Raw genomic sequence first — 18,758 nt, forward strand, 5'->3', positions numbered from 1 at the left:
GCACGACGGAGGAGCGCGTCCGGGGCTGTGGCGTACGGGGGCGCGCTGGGGGGGGCAGCCGCGTTGCCGGTGTGATGCCGCCGCTGATGAGGTGTCGATAGCCTGCGCGGATGAAGCGTGTGGAGCGGGCAGTGGGTGCTGTTGTGGGTTCGGCCGTGGGGGATGCGCTGGGGGCTCCCTTCGAGTTCGGGCCTGAAGGCGCGTTCTCCGCGCGGTTTCCCCGGCCGCACGCCGGTGGCGAGATGTGCGGAGGCGGTGGCTGGGAGCCGGGGGAGGCGACGGACGACACGCAGATGGCGGTCCTGGTGGGGGAGTCGCTGCTGCGCCACGGGCGACTGGATCTGCCGGACGTCTTCGCCCGCTTTCAGCGGTGGGCGGCGTCGGAGCCCAAGGACATCGGTCTGCAGACCGAGGACGTCCTGACCAACGGCATGCCGTGGGACAGGGCCGCTGCCGTGCACTTCCAGGTCAACCAGCGAGCCGCCGGGAACGGCTCCCTGATGAGGGCGTCGACCTCCGCGGTCCACTTCGCCATGGACGGCCGTTCGGCCACGATGGATGCCGCCCGGCGTATCGCCGCCCTCACTCACGGCGACCGGGCCGCTTGGGAGGGCACCGCCGTCTTCCACGAACTCATCCGTGTCACCCTCGCGGACATCGACCCCCTGCAGGCTCTCCCGGAGATCCTCTCTCTGGTCCATCCCGACCACCGCCCGCGCTACGCGACCGTCCTCGCCCCCGACTGGCACCCTGACCGGGCGACCGAGTTCAACGGTGCGGTCTGGCCCTGTCTCGGGTCGGCCGTATGGGCTCTGCGGACGACGACGAGCTTCGAGGACGCGGTCCGTGCAGCCGTCGACCTCGGTGGTGACACCGACACCGTCGCCGCGGTCACGGGTGGACTAGCGGGTGCCTACTACGGACTTGATGCGATTCCCGCGCGCTGGACTGCGCCGCTGCATGTTCCGTTGCCGGGGTTCGACGGGCGGGTGCTGCGGCTGCCCGAGCTGACCGATCTCGCGACGCGCCTTGCCGGCTGACCCAGGCGCGTGATCCGCCGCACCCCGGAGCGTCGGCCGGGGTGCGGGGTGAAGGCCGGCCGGCCCTCAGGACACCGTCACTTCCACCGGAAGTTGCTTGATGCCGTTGACGAAGTTCGAGCGGACTCGGGGGACTTCGCCGGTGAGGCGGATCGTGGAGAGGCGGGGGACCAGTTCCTCGAACATGATGCGGATCTCCGTGCGGGCCAGCAGGTTGCCCAGGCACAGGTGCGGGCTGCCCTTGCCGAAGGTGACGTGGTCGTTGTCGGCGCGGGCGACGTCGAAGTCGTACGGGTTGCCGAAGACCTTCTCGTCGCGGTTGCCGGATGCGTACCACATGACGACCTTGTCGCCCTCCTTGACCTGCTTGCCGCCGAGTTCGACGTCGCGGGTCGCGGTGCGGCGGAAGTGGTAGACGGGGGACGCCCAGCGCAGGAACTCCTCGACCGCCGTCGGGATCAGGGAGGGGTCCTCCTGGAGGCGGGCCAGCTGCTCGGGGTGCTGGAGGAGCGCCAGCATGGAGTGGCTGATGGTGTGCCGGGTGGTCTCGTTGCCGGCGACCACGAGGAGCAGGAAGTAGTTGTCGAAGTCCTGTCCGGAGAGGGGGACTCCGTCGCGGGGGGTCTCGTTGACCAGCCTGGAGATCAGGTCGATGCCGTCCCCTCCGCGCCTCTGGCGCGCCAACTCCCGCCCGTACTCGAAGACTTCGAGGGAGGCGGGGGAGCGGAACGGCAGGTCGCGGTACTTCTCGCTCTCCGCGCTGCCGAGGAGCACGTCCGCATAGTCGGGGTCGGTGTTGCCGATGATGCGGTTGCCCCAGTCGATGAGCTGCTGGTTGTCCTCCGGGGGCACGTCGAGGAGGCGGGCCAGTACGTTGATGGGGAAGTCGGCGGAGACCTCCTTGACGAAGTCGAAGCGGCCCTTGGCGAGCGCCGCGTCCAGCGTCCTGGCGGTGAGTCCGCGCAGGAAGTCGGCGTAGCTGTTGATGACGCTCGCGCCGAACTGGCGCTGCAGCAGGCTGCGCAGGGCGCGGTGGCGCACGCCGTCGAGTTCGAGGATGGAGGCGCGCTTGCTGATCTGGTCGTCGTCCACCTCCTCCAGGTTGACGAACTTCGTGGAGGTGAACGTCTCGGCGTCGCGGTCGACGCGGGCGATGTCCTCGTGCCGGGTGACGGCCCAGAAGCCGGAGTTGGGGGCGTCCTCGGGCTGCCAGTGGACCGGGTCCTCGTGGCGCAGGGTGTGGAACATGCGCCACGGGGTGACGCCGTCCGTGAAGTTGTCGAGGTCGGCGAGGTCGACCTCGGCGAGCGGCATGGGGTCGGTCGGGTCGACGGCGTCGGCGGGGTTCGTCATGAGGGTGCTCCTGAGGGTGGTGCGGCCGGTCAGAGGTGGTAGGAGTACTCGGTGAACTCCCAGTCCGTGACGTGGTGGTTGAAGCGCTCGACCTCGTTGCGCTTGTAGGAGAGGAAGGAGGCCGTGAACGCCTTGCCGAGGACCTCGGTCAGCGCGTCGTCCGCCTCCAGTGCGTCGAGCGCGGCGGGCAGCGTCGTCGGCAGCGGCGGCGACTTCTCGGGGTCGTAGCCGTAGCCCTCGAGGGGCGCGGGCGGCTCGCTGCCGTCCTGGATGCCGAGGACGGCGGCGGCGCAGAGCGCGGCGACGGCGAGATAGGGGTTGGCGCTGGCGTCGCCGAGCCGCAGTTCGAGACGGGTGCCGCAGCCGCGCTCGGGTGGGACACGGACCATGGCGCTGCGGTTGTCGAGGCCCCAGTCGACCAGCCAGGGCGCGAGGGTGTCGGGCCCGAAGCGCTTGTAGGAGTTGACGGTCGGGTTGAGCAGCGCCGCCAGGGCGGGCGCGTGGGCGAGGATGCCGGCGACGGCGTGCCGGGCGGTGTCCGACAGGCCGTACGCGCCGGTGGGGTCGTCGAAGACGTTGCGGCCCGCGCCGGTCCCGGTGCCGGTCCCGGTTCCGGTGTCGGCCCCGGTCGCGGAGTCATCGGCGGATTCGGCGGATACGGCGGATACGGCGGAGAAGTGGAGGTGGAAGCCGGAGCCGCCCGCGTCGTTGAAGGGTTTGGCCATGAAGGTGGCCAACTTCCCTTCCTTTCGGGCGAGTTCCTTGACGGCGGCCTTGAAGAGGAACGCGCGGTCGGCGGCGTCCATGGCCTCGGAGTGGTTCAGGTTGATCTCGAACTGCCCGGCGTCGAACTCGTGGTTCCCGCTGATCACGCCGATGTCGAGATCGCGGAGCCGGCGCAGCGCGGGCAGCAGGTGGTTGTCGGCGTCGGCGCGCAGGCCCGCGGTGTAGACGGCGCCGGTGACGCCCTGTCCGTAGCGGCGCCAGCCGGTCGGCGCCGCGGTGTCCGGTTCGAGCAGGAAGTACTCCAGCTCGGGGCCGACGACGGGGCGCAGGCCGGCCTGTTCGCAGCGGGCGAGCACCGAGCGGAGCAGGTCGCGCGGGGACTCCGGGCTGGGGGAGCCGGTCGCGGGGTCGGTGCTCTCGCCCAGACACCAGGCGACGCCGGGCTCCCACGGAAGGGCGCGGAGGGTGCTCAGGTCGGGCCGTACGGTCACGTCGGGAAGGCCCGCGTCGAGCCCGCCCGCGACCGGTACGACATCACCCTGGGGGCTGGTGTGGTAGACGGCGCGACAGAAGGCGAGTCCGTGATCGCGGGCCGAGGGCAGATGGTCGAGCAGGACGTCGCGGGCGCGGTCGGTGCCGATGAGGTCGGGGTACGTCACCCGGACCACGTCGATGCCGTCGGCGGCGAGCCGGTCCATGGTCGGGCGGAGTTCTGGGGTGTCTTGAGCGCTCACCGATGTCTCCTCGGCGGATGTGAACGGGGCGTGGTGGACGGCGGCGGGCGGGGGCGGACCACCCGGTGAGGCGCCGGCGCCGGAGCCGGAGCCGGAGTCCGAGCCGGAGCCGGAGTCCGAGCCGGCGCCGGAGCCGGGGGCGGGCGGCGGTCGCGTCGGGCCTCTGCCGCCTGCTGTTTGATGCCAAACGGTATGGATGGCCGCCCCTCTCCGCAAGGGGTCGGGGGAAAGAATTTATCCATCTGGATAGCTCTTGACCAGGGTCCGTTCGCTTCCTATGTTGTTTGAAGCCAAACGAGTGAGGGTGTGGCGGTCGTCCACACCCTTTTGGCCGGGGCCCGGCCTAGGGGCCGGGCCCCACTTCCCCCGGTGCGCCCCGACGCCCTCACCTCCAGGAGGACCGGCCATGAAGGTCGTCGTCGACATGAACAAATGCCAGGACCACGGACAGTGCGTCTTCTCGGCCCCTGACGTCTTCCAGCTGGACGACACCGGGCGCCTCGCCTACGTCAGCGAGCCCGACGACGCGCTGCGCGACGAGGTCGAGGAGGCCGCCGACGTCTGTCCCCTGCAGGCCATCCGGATCGAGGCCTGAGATGACCGCCACGCCCCACGACTCCCCGGGCCCGGGGCGCGTCGTCGTCGCCGGTGCCTCGATGGGTGGTCTGCGCGCCGCCGAGCAGCTGCGTGCCGCCGGCTGGACCGGGGCGATCACGGTCGTCGGGGACGAGCCCCACATGCCGTACAACCGGCCCCCGCTGAGCAAGGACGTCCTCGCGGGCGCCGCGCCGTTCGAGTCCCTCGCGTTCACACCGCGAGCGAGCACCGCGGACGTCGAGTGGCGTCTCGGCACCTCCGTCACCGCGGCCCGTCTCGCCGAGCGGGTCGTCGTCCTCGACGACGGGACGGAACTCCCCTTCGACGGCCTGGTCGTCGCCACCGGAATGCGGCCACGCAGGCTCCGTTGCGCCGGTCCCGCCGGCCCCGGCAGCGGCCGGCACACCGTGCGGACCCTCGCCGACGCCCAGGCTCTGCGGGACGAACTCACCCGGCCCGGCGTCCGCGTGGTCGTCGTCGGCGCGGGCTTCATCGGCTGCGAGGTGGCCGCCACGGCCAAGGGTCTCGGCGTAGCCGACATCACCGTGGTCGACCCCGAACCGCTGCCCATGCTGCGCCCGCTCGGCGAACTGCTGGCCCGCTCGCTGCACCGGCGCCACGAGGAACGCGGAGTGCGCTTCGCCCTCGGCGTGGGCGTCGCCCGCTTCGAGGGCGAGGACCGGGTGACCGGCGTAGTCCTGAGCGACGGGTCCGTCCTGCCGGCCGACGTCGTCGTGGAGTCGGTCGGCTCCATCGCCAACACCGAATGGCTCGACGGCAACGGCCTCGACCTCACCGACGGCGTCCTCACCGACGAGCACCTGCGCGTCGGCGGCCACCTCCACGTCGTCGCCGTCGGCGACGTGGCACGCTTCCCCAACGCCCGCTACGACGGCGTGCCCCGACGCGTCGAGCACTGGTCGATCCCCACCGACACCGCCAAGCACGCCGCGAAGACCCTGGTGGCCCATCTCGCCGGGACGCAGGCGAAGGCCGAGCCGTTCGCCCCGCTGCCCACCTTCTGGAGCGACCAGCACGAGTTCCGGCTGCAGTCGTTCGGCGCCCCCGCCCTCGGCACCGCCGACGTACGCGTCCTGGACGGCGACCCGGAAGGCGACGTCCTCGTGGGCTACCACGCCGACGACCGGCTCGTCGGGGTGGTGGCGCTCGGCGGCCGTGCCGCCACCACCGGCGCCGCCCGCTACCGCGCCCAGCTCCTCGCGCAGCCCGCCCTCACCTCGTAAGGAACCCCTGTCATGGCCAGCGTCCGTGGTTACTTCCACCCCAAGACGGCGACCGGCGACGCCTCGCTGATCCCCTCCCCGCCGTGGCACTACTCCGGCGACCTGCTCACCGTCGAGTACCGCACCGACCCGGCCCGGGTCCGCGAACTCCTGCCCGAACCACTGGAGTTGGCCGACGAGGATCCCGGCGCCGTCGCGCTGATCTGGGCCGACTGGCAGTCGTGCGCCGCGGACGGGAGTCAGCTACTCGACCCCGTGCTCGCCCAGTACAAGGAGGCCTTCGCGGTCGTGCGCTGCCAGTACAAGGGGCGCACCTACTCGCGGTGCGTGTACATCTGGGTCGACAAGGACTTCGCCCTCGCGCGCGGCCTGCACCAGGGCTACCCGAAGAAGCTCGGCTCGATCCACCAGACCCGCCCCCACCCCTACGGGCCCGCCCCCAGGATCGAGGCGGGCGCCCGCTTCGGCGCCACCCTCGCCGCGGCCGACCGGCGCCTCGCCCAGGCCGTGGTCACTCTGCGGGAGCCGTCCGAGACCAACGGGTTCGTCAACGGCCACCCGATGGCACACCACCGCTGGCTGCCCTCGATCGAGAAGGGCAAGGGTCTCGCCCTCGACGAGCTGATCGAGACCGGCGCCGCGTCCTTCGAGGCGGGCCAGGCGTGGGTCGGCGACGGCGACCTCGAACTCTTCGAGGCGCCCACCGAGGAACTGGCCCGCCTCGAGATCCGCGAGCCCATCGCCGCCTACTACCGGCAGGTCGGCGTGGTGTGGGACGGCGGCACGCTCCTCGAATCCGGCACGTCCGAGGCCGGGTAACTCCCTTGTTCCGTACGCTGCTTGGAGACTGGACATGAGTGCACACACCCTCACCGTGGCCGGGGTCGCCGTCGACACCCGGCACTGGGTCGGCGGCGAGCGCGTCACCTCCGCCGAGACCTTCACCGACCACTCGCCGATCGACGGGACCGTCCTCGGTGAGATCGCCCGCGGCACCGCCACGGAGGCCTCGGCCGCCGTCGCCGCCGCACGCGCCGCGTTCCCCGGCTGGGCGGCCACCCCGCCCGCCGAACGGGCCCGCATCCTGCACGTCGTCGCCGACGGTGTGGAGAAGCGTATCGAGGACCTGGCGATCGTCGAGACGCATGACAACGGGGCCCTCCTCCGTTCCCACCGGCGCGGTGTGATGCCCCGCGTGGCACACAACTTCCGCTTCTTCGCCGACTGGCTCCTCAAGCTGGGCCACGACGACTTCGCCACCCGCGGCCACACCAACCACGTCAGCTGGGATCCGGCCGGCCCCTGCGTCCTGATCACGCCGTGGAACGCGCCCCTGATGCTGGCCAGTTGGAAGATCGCCCCCGCGCTCGCCGCGGGCGACACGGTGATCCTCAAGCCCGCCGAATGGTCGCCGCTCACCGCTTCCCTGCTCGCCGACATCGCCGCCGAGGCAGGACTCCCCGCCGGCGTGCTGAACATCGTGCAGGGCTATGGCGCCGAGGCCGGCAGCGCCCTCGTCTCCCACCCCGACGTGCGCCGCATCAGCTTCACCGGGTCGGTGCCCACCGCGAAGACCATCGCCGCCGCAGCAGCCGCCAACCTGGTGCCCGCCAGCTTCGAACTCGGCGGAAAATCACCGCTGTTGGTCTTCGCCGACGCCGACCTCGACCTCGCCGTGGATCTCGCCGTCGAGCAGTACGACAACGCCGGCCAGGTGTGCCTCGCCGCCACCCGCATCCTCGTCGAGGAGACGGTCGCGGACGAGTTCACCCGGCGGTTCACCGAGAAGGCGTCGGCCCTGCGGCAGGGCGACCCGCGCGACGAGGCCACCGACATCGGGCCCAACATCCACCCCCGTCAGCTGGAGAAGATCGACGGCTTCGTGCAGCGCGCGCTCACGGCCGGGGCGCGCGCCGTCATCGGCGGCCACCGGGGCGAGGGCCAGTTCTACGCGCCGACGCTCCTCACCGACGTCGCGCAGGACTCCGAGATCGTCCAGGAGGAGGTCTTCGGCCCGGTCCTGACCCTGCAGACCTTCGCCGACGAGGACGAGGCGGTCCGCCTGGCCAATGACACCCGCTTCGGGCTCGCCGCCACCGTCGCCACCGGCGACAAGGCACGCGCCGAGCGCGTGACCGCGCAGCTCGTGGCCGGCACCGTCTGGGTCAACTGCTTCTTCGTACGGGACCTCCAGGCCCCCTTCGGCGGCTCCCGGCAGTCCGGGGTGGGCCGCGAGGGCGGCACGTGGAGCTTCGACTTCTACTGCGACCTCAAGAACACCGTCACCGCGCCGAGGGGCTGGCGGGACCATGGGTGAGATCGTCGGGGCGGGACTGCTCGCCCATGTCCCCACCGTCGTACTCCCGCAGGAGACACGGTTCGAGCTGAACGAGGGCAAGGAGATCACCCTTGTCACCGGGCTCGACGAACTGCGGCGCGAGGTGTTCGAGAGCGACGACTACGACACCGTCGTCGTCCTGGACTCGCACTGGGCCACCACCGTCGAGTTCGTCGTCACCGCACAGCAGCGCAGGGCCGGCCTCTTCACCTCCGAAGAGCTGCCGCGCGGCATGTGCCGCATGCCGTACGACTTTCCCGGCGACCCCGAACTGGCCGCGAACATAGCCAGGTTCGCCGACAAGCACGGCACGTGGATCACCGCGATCGACGACCCGTACCTGCCGATCTACTACGCCACCACCAACCTGTGGAAGTTCCTCGGCGAGGGCCTGCCCGACAAGAGGTGGGTCACCATCGGTGTGTGTCAGACAGGCGACATGGAGGACCACCTGCGCCTCGGCCGCGCGCTCGCCGACGGCATCGCCGCCACCCCGGGCCGCCGCGTCCTGCTCATCGCCTCGGGCGCCCTCTCGCACACCTTCTGGCCGCTGCGTGAGCTGCGCGACCACGAATCGAGCGACCCCGCTCACATCTTCTCGCCCGGGGCCCGCGAGGCCGACCTCGAACGCATCGCCTGGTTCAAGGAGGGCCGCCACGACAAGGTGCTCGACACCATGGACGCATTCTGGAAGTTCAAGCCCGAGGCCAGGTTCTTCCACTACATCATGATGGCGGGCGCCCTCGGCGAGCGTGCCTGCGTCGCCGAGGCACGCCAGTACGGCGCGTACGAGAACTCGATCGGCACCGGCCAGGTCCACCTGTGGTTCGACCGCCCCGCCGCCGGGTGGACCGGCGACGGCCTGCCCGCACGACCCGCCCCGCACAACCCCCACCGCCGCGCCTAGGAGCCCTCTCATGCCCGAGTACCGCCGCATTCTGCTGGACGGCGCGGCCGTCCAGGTCGTCCGCGAGGACGACGAGCTGGTCGCCGGTGACGGCCGCCGCGTCAAGGCGGAGGACGCCCACCACCTCCCGCCGGTCGTCCCGTCGAAGGTCGTCGCCGTCCACCTCAACCACCGCAGCCGCGTCGACGAGTTCCGGATCGACCTCGCGCCCACACCGACGTACTTCCACAAGCCGACCTCGGCACTCAACTCCCACAAGGGCGCGGTCGTCCGCCCCGAGGGCTGCAAGTGGCTCAACTACGAGGGTGAGGTGGCGATCGTCATCGGCAAGACGGCGCGGAACATCTCGCCGGCGGAGGCGGGGGAGTACATCGCGGGCTACACGGTCGCCAACGACTACGGCCTGCACGACTTCCGTGACACCGACGCCGGGTCCATGCTCCGGGTGAAGGGCTCCGACACCCTGTGCCCGCTCGGCCCCGGCCTGGTCACCGACTGGGACTTCCACGACAAGTACCTGCGCACCTACGTCAACGGAGAGGTGGTGCAGGACGGTTCGACCGCCGAGATGGAGTGGGACATGCACTACCTCGTGGCCGACATCGCCCGCACCATCACCCTGTACCCGGGCGACGTGCTGCTGTCCGGCACACCGGCCAACTCCCGCCCCGTACAGCCCGGTGACGTGGTGGAGGTCGAGGTGGAGGGCCTGGGCCGGCTGACCAACCACATCGTCACCGGCCCCACCCCGATCCGCTCCGACGTGGGCGCCCAGCCCACCGAGTCGGAGGAGGTCCGCTCGACCGCGCTGGGCGGCGACTGGGAGTTCCGCGGCATCCGCCCGCCGCGCCGCGGCTGACGGCACACGAGCCGCGTCGCGCCGGGCCGGACCGAGAACCGCCCGGCGCGGCGCCCCACGTGCGGTGACGCGCCGCGGACGGCGTGCCACCGCCGGACACGCCCTAGGTAGGGTCCCTGACGTGACCGAATCCGCCGAAGCGCCAGACGACAAGAAGAGCCGGAGCCCGCGGGCCAAGGCGCGCAAACGGGTGGACTACGGGACCGGCCGGGACGCGCTCCTGAGCGCTGCCGTACGTGTGGTGGCCCGCGGTGGCCTGCGCAGACTGACCTACCGGGCGGTCGCGGAGGAGGCCGGTGTCACCCACGGTCTGGTCGTGCACCACTTCGGATCCCGTGACGCGCTCATCGAGGCGGCGCTGGCCCACACGGTGCACACCAGTCTGCACAGCAGCGCGATGGAGTCCGGTACCGGCAGGACCGCGGACTTCGCGGCCGGGCTCTCGGAGATGGTCGCCGCGAGCCCGGACGCGCAGGCGTTCCAGTACGAGCTGATGCTGGAGTCCCGTCGCAGACCGGAGCTGCTGCCACCGCTGCGGGCCCTGTACGACGAGTACTTCGAGGCGGCCCTGCGCGAGCTGAACCGCATGCTGCCGGGCGACGCGAGCCCGGCGCTCATGCGGCTCGTCTTCGCCGCCCTGGACGGCCTCGTCCTGCACCAACTGGTGCTCGGCGAGCCGGAGATGACCGACGCCGCCCTCGGCGAGCTCAGGTCCTTGCTGCGCCTGCTCGGGGCCGACTCCGGCACGGACGTCCGACCTTCGTAGCCCGCGGGTGCGAGGGGCGGGCGGGGCAGCACCGGAACCAACCCGCAGGGCCTTGCCAAACGCCGAGTCCCGACCCACCATGGGGCAACTCGTTTGGCCTGAAACGAATCGCCCCTCCCTCATCCCCGGCAGGTGATCCGCGTGGACAGTCAGACGGTCACACGGCAAGAGACCGTGCAGGACCCGCCCACAGCAGGCAAGCTCAAGTCCAACGCCCTCGGTGTCGTGGGCATCCTCTTCTTCGTCCTCTCCGCGCAGGCGCCGCTGACCGGCATCGCCGGCGCCCTCCCCCTCTCGGTCGGCCTCGGTAACGGCGCCGGCGCCCCCGCCGGATACGCCGTGGCCGGGGCGGTGATCTTCCTCTTCTCCGTCGGCTTCGTCGCCATGGGCCGCCACGTCGTGGACGCGGGCGCCTTCTACACGTACATAGGCAAGGGCCTCGGCCGGACCACGGGCACCGGCAGCGCGGGCGTCGCGCTCTTCGCGTACTGCACGATCCAGGCCGCCATGTACGGGCTCTACGGGTCCCTCGTGAGCGGCCTTGTCGCGCAGTACACCGGCCTCCACGCGCCCTGGTGGGTCTGGGCCGTCGTCACGATGCTGGTCGTCCAGGTGCTCGGCGCAGCCGGCATCGAGATGGGCGCCAAGGTACTCGCCGTGTTCGTCCTCGCGGAGTTCAGCATCCTGCTCGCCTTCGCCCTGGTCACCCTGGTCAAGGGCGGCGGACCCGAAGGGCTCGGCCTCGCCCAGAGCTTCTCGCCGAAGGCCGCGCTGCAAGGGGCACCGGGGGTGGCGCTGATGTTCGCCGTGGCGTCGATGTTCGGCTTCGAGGCCACCGCGATCTACGGGGAGGAGGCGCGCGAGCCCAAGAAGACCGTCCCGCGCGCCACCTACCTGTCGGTCGCCGTCGTCACCGGCTTCTTCGCCTTCACCTCCTGGATGCTCGTGTCCGCCTACGGCGCCTCCCACGCCACCGCCGCCGCCGGGAAGGCACTCGCGGGCGGCGACGGTGTGGCGTTCGTCCTCAAGCCGGTCGCCGACCTGTTCGGCGGCTGGGCGGGCGACGTGCTGCCGGTCCTGCTCGCCACGTCGCTGTTCGCCGGCATCCTCGCCTTCCACAACTCCGCCAACCGGTACCTGTTCTCGCTCGGGCGCGAAGGGGTGCTGCCCCGCAGGCTCTGCGCGCTCAACCGCCGCCACTCACCCTGGGCCGCGGGCACCGTACAGACCGCGCTCGCGCTCCTGCTGGTCGTGCCGTTCGCGCTGCTCGGCAAGGACCCCGTACTGAGCCTCTTCTCCTGGTTCAGCGGCGTCGCCGTCCTCGCGATGATGCTGCTGTACTTCCTCACGTCGGTCTCCGTGATCGTCTTCTTCCGGCGCGAGCGCCTCGACACCCGCCCCTGGAACACCCTGATCGCCCCGCTCCTCGGCGCGCTCGGGATCGGGAGTGCGATCTGGGTGATCCTGGCCAACTTCACGACGCTGATCGGCGGTTCGGCGGCTTGGCTGGTGGCCAGTGTCCCGGCCGTCCTCGTCCTGAGCGCCGTCGCCGCCCGCACGGTCCGTACGCGACCCTCAAAAGAAATTCAGTGAGCCGGAGGCCACACCATGCTTGATCTCACCCACGACGCGTGGCTGAGCCGCGCCAAGGACCTCGACCTGTCCGGCGTCCACCACATCGACGGCGTCGACGAACCGGGCGGCGGAGCCACGTACGCAGCTGTCTCACCCCGTGACGGACAGGTACTCGCCCAGATCGCGGACGGTGGCGCGGCCGAGGTCGACGCCGCCGTGGCCGCCGCGCGCCGCGCCTTCGACACAGGCCCGTGGCCGCGCCTCGCCCCCGCCGACCGCGGACGCGCGCTCCTGCGCCTCGCCGACCTCCTGGACGAACAGCGCGACCGGCTCGCACTGACCGTCAGCCTGGAGATGGGCAAACCCATCACGGACGCGTACGACATCGAACTGCGCGCCGCCGTCAACACCTTCCGTTTCTATGGTCAGTTGGCGGACAAGCTCACCGACGAGTCCCCGCACACCGCGCCCGACGCACTCGCCCTCGTCACCCGGGAACCGGCCGGAGTCGTGGGCGCGGTCGTCCCCTGGAACTTTCCGCTCACCCTCGCCTCGTGGAAGGTGGCACCCGCGCTCGCCGCCGGCTGCACCGTCGTCCTCAAGCCCTCGGAGAACTCGCCCCTGTCGGCACTGCACCTCGCGCGCCTGGCCACCGAGGCGGGCCTGCCTCCGGGTGTCCTGAACGTCGTCACCGGCAACGGCGCCACCGCCGGACGCGCCCTCGGACTGCACCCCGACGTCGACGTCCTGGCCTTCACCGGATCCACCGCCGTCGGACGCCACTTCCTGCGCTACGCCGCCGACTCCAACCTCAAGCGGGTCTGGCTCGAACTCGGCGGCAAGTCACCCAACATCATCCTCCCCGACGCCCCCGACCTGGAGAAGGCCGCCGCCACCGCCGCCTGGGGCATCTTCTTCAACCAGGGCGCGATGTGCACCGCACCCTCCCGCCTCCTCGTCCACACCTCCGTCGCCGAACGCGTCACCGAAGCCATCGTGCGACGGGCACACGAACTGCGCGTCGGTGACCCCCTCGACCCCGCCACCGAGATGGGCGCCCTGGTCGGCGAGAGCCACCTCGACCGCGTACTCGACCACATCGGCACCGGGACCGCCGAGGGCGCCCGGCTGCGCACCGGCGGCACCCGGACCCTGGCCGGCACCGGCGGCAGCTACCTGCAGCCCACCGTCTTCGACCGGGTGAACCCCGGGATGCGGCTCGCCCGGGAGGAGATCTTCGGCCCCGTCCTGTCGGTCCTCACCTTCGACGACCTCGACGAAGCCGTCACCCTCGCCAACGCCACCGAGTACGGACTCGCCGCCGGACTGTGGACCTCCGACCTGTCCACCGCACACCGGGTCTCCCGCGCCCTCAAGGCCGGCACGGTCTGGGTCAACTGCTACGAGGAGGGCGACCTCACCGTCCCCTTCGGCGGCATGAAGCAGTCCGGCAACGGCCGCGACAAGTCCGCCCACGCCCTCGAGAAGTACACCGAACTCAAGACCACCTGGATCCAGCTGTGACGACGCGCCCCCTCATCGCCGTACCGGCCCGCTTCGCCGCCTCCACCTCTGCCCTCCGCTACACCGCCGAGGTCAACGCACGCGCCCTGATCGAAGCCGTCTGGAACGCCGGCGGGGAACCGGTCACCCTCCACCCGCACGCACCCGGCGGCACGGCCGACCCCACGGAGGTGGCCACCCGCCTCGCCCGCTTCGACGGACTGCTGCTGCCCGGCGGCGGCGACATCGCCCCGCACCGCTACGGCGCCACGGCGGTACACGCCGGCGTGTACGACGTCGACGACACCCAGGACGCCTTCGACCTCGAACTCGCCCGTCAGGCCCTGCACTTGGGCCTGCCGCTGCTCGCGGTGTGCCGGGGACTGCAGGTCGTCAACACCGTGCTCGGCGGCACGCTGCACCAGGACATGGGAGGCCCGGAGCGCGAGCACCGGCATGTCGTGCACCCGGTGGCGGTGGAGCGGCTCTCACTCCTCGAACAGGCCACCGGCGCCGAGAAGGTGGACGCGTCCTGCTACCACCACCAGCGGGTGGACCGGCTCGGCTCCGGACTCGAAGTAACTGCCCGCGCTGCCGACGGCACCGTGGAAGCACTCGAACTCCCGGGCGCGCGCGGCTGGTTCACCGCAGTGCAGTGGCACCCGGAGGACACGGCGCACGAGGACCCCGCCCAGCGAGGCCTCTTCGAGGCACTGGTGCGCGCGGCACGTGGGGGAGCGAGGGAGGGTTAGGCCTTCGGGCGGCGGCCGCTGCGGCGCGGGGCCGGCTCCGCGCCGTCCAGAAGGGCGAGCCGGCGCTCCTCGCCGTGCTCCTCGACCTGGAGCACGACGCGGCGCAGCGCGTCCGCGACACCGCGGCACTCCTCGTCGCTGAGCTGCCCGGCGACGAAGGCCTCCTCCTCGTTGAACTTGGGGAACACGCGCCGCATCAGCTCCTCACCCTCGTCCGTGAGGCTGAGCAGGACGAGCCTGCCGTCGCTGGGATGCCCGGCGCGCCGCACCAGGCCCCGCGTCTCCAGGGTGCGGGACACGCCGGTGAGCGTGCCCTTGGAAATCCCGGCTTCCTCGGCCACGTGACGGGTCTCCGACTCGCCCCACACCCAGATCACCCAGAGCACGACGAACGCGGTCCACGTCAGGTCGGACTCGCGGAGAACCGAGTTCTCCAGGTGCTGGCGGACGGCGGAGGCGGCGCGGTAGATGTTGGCCACGACCGCCATCTGCTCATGGCGCACCGGCATTCCACCGAGCTTCGCCTCTGCCAGCTTCTCCGCTTCGGTGATGGATCGTTGGCCTGGCACGAGCACACTCCTTCGGCGCCACCACGGCGCGTTCGGGGCAGGATATCGTTCGGGGCCAAATTGCACGAAGTGCCGCGGTTTCCGTCACCCGTGGCGTACCTCCCAGGTGCCGCCGTCGGCGGTGGCACCGCGCAGCCCCTCGAGGATGTCCGGGCCGGTGAGCGCGGGCAGGCGCGCGTCGCGGAGGGAGGCGAACGCGTAGGTGCGGGCCGGGTCCCAGTCCGTGGAGTGGCGCAGCCGTCGCGCCAACCGGGCGAAGCCGAGCGGAGCGGCGGCCATCACCCACGCGTCGGGGAGCCCGGACGTGAGGCGGGTGGCGGGCCGCAGCCACGAGGCCGCGCTCTCGGGCCAGGTGACCGTAGCCAGGACCGTGCCGCCCCGCGCCTTCCAGGCGGCGGCGAAAGCGGCGGCGGCCGCACGGGAAGCATCGTCGCGACTGCGTCCCACGGTGACGGTCTCGATCCCGGACGATCCCGGAGGCGTCAACAAGCTGATGAGGGACGCCAGTTCGGCCTCGGTGTGCGGGGCGGGCCGGGGCAGGTCACCGTACGCGGCTAGCTCGGCGGCACTGATCAGGGGTGAGCGGGGTGCTTCCCGCCTGAAGAGGTGGCTCATGCCGCATCGTGGAAGACGAGGCCGAGGGTGTGGCGGCTACCGGAACGGACGGTGCTCACACCGTGCCGCATAGGGGCGTTGGACCAGCCGCGCCGGGAGGGGACTGGCCGGTCCCGGGTGGTGAAGATCAAGCCGTGGCCCTGGAGCAGGGTGGTGGCCGATCCCCTCGACTGTGCGCGGGCGCGCTGTTCGGTCATGAGGAACTCGCCGCCGGTGAAGTCGGTGCCCGGCGCGTCCAGACCGATGACGACCTGGAGCGGGAAGGCCATGTCGCCGAACACGTCCCGGTGCAGCGCGTTCCAGTCGCCGGGCCCGTACCGCAGCAGAATCTGCGCGGAGCGGTCCTGCCCTGCCGCGTGGCACATGGCCAGCCACTCCGTCAGGGAGTCGGGCCACGGTGCGGGCTTGCCGAGCCTTCCGGCCCAGTCGCGGGCGACGGGGAGCAGGCGCGGATAGAACGCCTCCCTCAACTCCCGCACGATGACGGGCAGTTCATGGGTGAAGTAGCGGTACTGGCCGGATCCGAACCGGTGGCGGGCCATGTCGACGGTGGTACGGAAGCGGGCGACGTCTTCGTAGAGGCCCGCGATCTGCCGGCACTCGTCGGGCGTGAGGAGCGGACCTGTCGGCGCGTGTCCATGTGCGTCGAGCTCATCGGACAAGGCGCCCCAGTCCTGACCGGCGACACGGTCGATGACGGGGCCTGTCGGGTGGGTGTTGGTGTCCAACATGGTGCGGGTCCTCGGGTGGCTCGGGGTTCTGGGGATCCTCGGGGAGTTCGGGGATCTGGGGGGGGGTGGGTTTGTGGAGTCCGTACCTTCCTGCCGCCCACTCTGTGGCTTTGGCGCCGTGATGTCCGGCGGGATTCGGACGTCACGTTGTGAAGGTCCTTGAGGAACATCACAGGCAGTCAAAGCGCGCCAAACGGACATATCACGCAAGGGTCGCCCCGCTCTCACGCTCGACCCCTGTAGCGTCGCCGGCCGAAGGGCAGACCTACAGAGCAGGACGGAAGAACCCCCATGCCGGGAACGCACATACCGCGACGCGCGAAGCGGGGACTGGCCGCGGTCCTGGCGGCCGGGTCGGCGCTCACCGTCTTCGCCGCCGCCACACCGGCCGGCGCGAGCACCCCCGGCGCGACCGTCGGCGGGTCCAAGGTGACGTGCACCTCGCAGCAGCACGGATTGGCGGACCTCCTGGAACGCGACATCACCACCGCGCTCCACGGACACGGCAACGCCTCGGCCCTCGCGCTCTACGACCGCACCACGGCGACCACGTGCACGTTCCGGGCCGACCAGGCCTTCGACTCGGCGAGCGTCGTCAAGGTCACCGTCCTGGGGGCGCTGCTGCGCCAGGCCATGGAGCGGCACCGCGCGCTGACCTCACGCGAGGTGGCCCTGACCACCGCCATGATCACCAAGTCGGACAACGACGCCACCAACGCCCTGTGGCACCAGATCGGCCATGCCGGAATCCAGCACTTCCTGGACGTGGCCGGGATGCGGGACACGGTTCCCGGTCCGAAGGGCAAGTGGGGACGTACGCAGATCACGGCCGGCGACCAGGTGAAGCTGCTCCGTCTGCTCACCTCCGACAACCAGGTCCTCGACACCGGCGCCCGCACCTACGCGCTCCGCCTGATGAACCGTGTCGTCCCCGAGCAGCGCTGGGGAGCGCCCGCCGGTGCGCCCAGGACGGCGACCGTCCACGTGAAGAACGGCTGGCTGCCGCTGGACACCAATGGCTGGCGCGTGCACAGCCTCGGCGTCTTCACGGGCCGGGGCCACGACTACGGAATGGCCGTTCTCTCGCACGGCAATCGCACGATGCAGAAGGGTGTCGCGACCGTCGAGAGCGCGGCACGCGTCATCAACCGCGACCTGAACCTGCCGTCGACCTCATAGCTCCGACTCCCCGCGGACCGCTCCACCGGCGACGGCCGCTGAAACAGCACCACGCCAGCGCCGTCCCCATGCCGAGGAACATCACCACGTCCTTGAAGGCGTGCCGGCGACTCGTGTCGGCCCACGGCCAGTCGATCCCGGCGATCTGAGGCACCAGCGGCAGCCAGACCCACGGGGAACGCGCGGCGGCACCGGGCGCCGTGGCCGAGGCGAGCAGCACCAGGACGACCACGAGCACATAGTGCACGAAGGTGGGCCGGGAGATCAGAAACGTCGACAGCATCAAAAGGCAGCTGGTCTCCACCAGGCGAAGCGCGGCGTCATCGGCACGCCGCCACCGCACCCACGACAAGTACAGGCCGGTCACGGACAGTGCCACAGCGAGCACGACCGCGACCGCCTCCGGGACACCGAGCCGCGGCAGTACGGAGACGAGCGAGGCGTCGAACGGCTTCGCGTACGCGTCCTGGCCATGGAGGAGAAAAGGGACGGTCTTCGTCAGGAACAATCCGGGCTGCGGCATGAAAAGCACGGAGACCAGGCTCGCCGCCGCCGGAACACCGACGAGTGCCGCACACGCCTGCCACTTCCTGGCGAAGACGAAGAGCAGGAGCATCGGCGCCAGTATCGGTTTGAACGCGATCGCCGCTCCGGTCACCGCGGCGGCTCCCACCCAGCGGCCCCGCGCGGCGAGCAACAAGGTGATGGGCAGGGCCGCGACCGAGAACGCCGTCCAGTTTCCGAGAGCCACTTCGCTGCGAAAGGGAGCGAAAAGCGCGAGCCCGCCCGCTCCGAAAGCCGCCAGCCTGCTTCGCGGGGACACATCGAAGATCCGCAGAGCGAAGAACCAGCCCACCAGCACCAGGCCCGCCGCGCCCACAGGCACGACCACGCGCAGCACCTCGGGGCCGGCCAGCGTCTCCGGAACGGCCAGCAGCGCGCTGCTGGGCAGATACAGGAAACGCCGGTCCTCGTAAGGGGAAATACCGCTGAGGTATTGGCGGGCCGCGTCCACCAGTACGGCGTTGTCCGATTCACGGACACGGCGCTGGATCTCGCTCACGAGAAACGCGGCCAGCAACAGGGCGGCCGCGACGTGTGCCGTGAAGGGCGCCCGCCCTCTCATCCAGCGCGTCAGTGGATCCTCGACGCGGGAATGCCGGGCAGTGTCCAGTGACATGCGGCACATGCTAAGTCGGGCCGTCGCGCGGGCTGCGGAAGCCGAGTTCCGGCGTGGTGACGGCGAGAGACGGCAGGGGGACGGCAAGCG

The 18,758-nt window shown here is 71.1% G+C and carries 18 protein-coding genes; 12 read left to right on the top strand and 6 right to left on the bottom strand.

The window, feature by feature from the left end; genetic code table 11:
- Window positions 1-110: 110 nt before the first annotated feature.
- A complete protein-coding gene (locus EOT10_RS06300; protein ID WP_127827043.1) occupies window positions 111-1,040 on the top strand; it encodes an ADP-ribosylglycohydrolase family protein in 930 nt (309 codons plus the stop codon).
- Window positions 1,041-1,106: 66 nt separating this feature from the next.
- On the opposite strand, the gene EOT10_RS06305 is transcribed toward EOT10_RS06300, so the two are convergent.
- Entirely contained in the window at window positions 1,107-2,393 is a 1,287-nt protein-coding gene (locus EOT10_RS06305; RefSeq protein ID WP_127827044.1) for a cytochrome P450, read from the bottom strand.
- A gap of 29 nt (window positions 2,394-2,422) precedes the next feature.
- Window positions 2,423-3,853: a glutamine synthetase family protein gene (locus tag EOT10_RS06310; RefSeq protein WP_127827045.1), complete on the bottom strand. Its 1,431-nt coding sequence runs from the start codon at window positions 3,851-3,853 to the stop codon at window positions 2,423-2,425.
- Window positions 3,854-4,259: 406 nt separating this feature from the next.
- Here EOT10_RS06310 and EOT10_RS06315 point away from each other — a divergent pair, with 406 nt between their 5' ends.
- The 10 genes from EOT10_RS06315 (at window position 4,260) to EOT10_RS06360 (ending at window position 14,394) form a co-directional block, all read left to right on the top strand.
- Entirely contained in the window at window positions 4,260-4,448 is a 189-nt protein-coding gene (locus EOT10_RS06315) for a ferredoxin (RefSeq protein ID WP_116504940.1), read from the top strand.
- A gap of 1 nt (window position 4,449) precedes the next feature.
- Window positions 4,450-5,694, top strand: coding sequence for an NAD(P)/FAD-dependent oxidoreductase (locus tag EOT10_RS06320; protein WP_127827046.1), 1,245 nt, complete (start codon window positions 4,450-4,452; stop codon window positions 5,692-5,694).
- Window positions 5,695-5,706: 12 nt separating this feature from the next.
- A complete protein-coding gene (locus EOT10_RS06325; protein WP_127827047.1) occupies window positions 5,707-6,513 on the top strand; it encodes an acetoacetate decarboxylase family protein in 807 nt (268 codons plus the stop codon).
- A 34-nt stretch (window positions 6,514-6,547) separates the two neighbouring features.
- Complete coding sequence (locus tag EOT10_RS06330) at window positions 6,548-8,011, top strand: aldehyde dehydrogenase (protein WP_127827048.1); 1,464 nt, start codon at window positions 6,548-6,550, stop codon at window positions 8,009-8,011.
- Entirely contained in the window at window positions 8,004-8,939 is a 936-nt protein-coding gene (locus tag EOT10_RS06335) for a 3,4-dihydroxyphenylacetate 2,3-dioxygenase (protein ID WP_127827049.1), read from the top strand. Before EOT10_RS06330 ends, EOT10_RS06335 begins: the two co-directional genes overlap by 8 nt.
- Before the next feature lie 10 nt (window positions 8,940-8,949).
- Window positions 8,950-9,798: a fumarylacetoacetate hydrolase family protein gene (locus EOT10_RS06340; RefSeq protein WP_127827050.1), complete on the top strand. Its 849-nt coding sequence runs from the start codon at window positions 8,950-8,952 to the stop codon at window positions 9,796-9,798.
- A gap of 121 nt (window positions 9,799-9,919) precedes the next feature.
- Window positions 9,920-10,564, top strand: a complete 645-nt coding sequence (locus tag EOT10_RS06345; protein WP_127827051.1) for a TetR/AcrR family transcriptional regulator — start codon at window positions 9,920-9,922, stop codon at window positions 10,562-10,564.
- A 141-nt stretch (window positions 10,565-10,705) separates the two neighbouring features.
- A complete protein-coding gene (locus EOT10_RS06350) occupies window positions 10,706-12,157 on the top strand; it encodes an APC family permease (protein ID WP_127827052.1) in 1,452 nt (483 codons plus the stop codon).
- A 15-nt stretch (window positions 12,158-12,172) separates the two neighbouring features.
- Complete coding sequence (locus EOT10_RS06355) at window positions 12,173-13,663, top strand: aldehyde dehydrogenase (protein WP_127827053.1); 1,491 nt, start codon at window positions 12,173-12,175, stop codon at window positions 13,661-13,663.
- Complete coding sequence (locus EOT10_RS06360; RefSeq protein ID WP_127827054.1) at window positions 13,660-14,394, top strand: gamma-glutamyl-gamma-aminobutyrate hydrolase family protein; 735 nt, start codon at window positions 13,660-13,662, stop codon at window positions 14,392-14,394. The genes EOT10_RS06355 and EOT10_RS06360 overlap by 4 nt, the downstream gene beginning before the upstream one ends.
- Here the strand turns inward: EOT10_RS06360 and EOT10_RS06365 are convergent.
- The 3 genes from EOT10_RS06365 to EOT10_RS06375 all read right to left on the bottom strand — a co-directional run bounded on the left by EOT10_RS06365 (window position 14,391) and on the right by EOT10_RS06375 (window position 16,309).
- Window positions 14,391-14,963, bottom strand: coding sequence for a MarR family winged helix-turn-helix transcriptional regulator (locus EOT10_RS06365; protein ID WP_127827055.1), 573 nt, complete (start codon window positions 14,961-14,963; stop codon window positions 14,391-14,393). The genes EOT10_RS06360 and EOT10_RS06365 overlap by 4 nt on opposite strands.
- A gap of 84 nt (window positions 14,964-15,047) precedes the next feature.
- A complete protein-coding gene (locus EOT10_RS06370; protein ID WP_127827056.1) occupies window positions 15,048-15,578 on the bottom strand; it encodes a type 1 periplasmic-binding domain-containing protein in 531 nt (176 codons plus the stop codon).
- Entirely contained in the window at window positions 15,575-16,309 is a 735-nt protein-coding gene (locus tag EOT10_RS06375) for a 2OG-Fe(II) oxygenase (protein WP_127827057.1), read from the bottom strand. Before EOT10_RS06375 ends, EOT10_RS06370 begins: the two co-directional genes overlap by 4 nt.
- A gap of 291 nt (window positions 16,310-16,600) precedes the next feature.
- Between EOT10_RS06375 and EOT10_RS06380 the strand changes: the two genes are divergently transcribed.
- A complete protein-coding gene (locus EOT10_RS06380; RefSeq protein WP_127827058.1) occupies window positions 16,601-17,488 on the top strand; it encodes a serine hydrolase in 888 nt (295 codons plus the stop codon).
- Here EOT10_RS06380 and EOT10_RS06385 read toward each other — a convergent pair.
- The gene (locus tag EOT10_RS06385; RefSeq protein WP_189491261.1) at window positions 17,454-18,668 is read right to left on the bottom strand and encodes a glycosyltransferase family 87 protein; all 1,215 of its coding nucleotides are present in this window, start codon (window positions 18,666-18,668) and stop codon (window positions 17,454-17,456) included. The genes EOT10_RS06380 and EOT10_RS06385 overlap by 35 nt on opposite strands.
- Between the last annotated feature and the right edge of the window lie 90 nt (window positions 18,669-18,758).

This window comes from Streptomyces antnestii (assembly GCF_004005495.1).
In the GTDB taxonomy this organism is placed as follows: domain Bacteria; phylum Actinomycetota; class Actinomycetes; order Streptomycetales; family Streptomycetaceae; genus Streptomyces; species Streptomyces antnestii.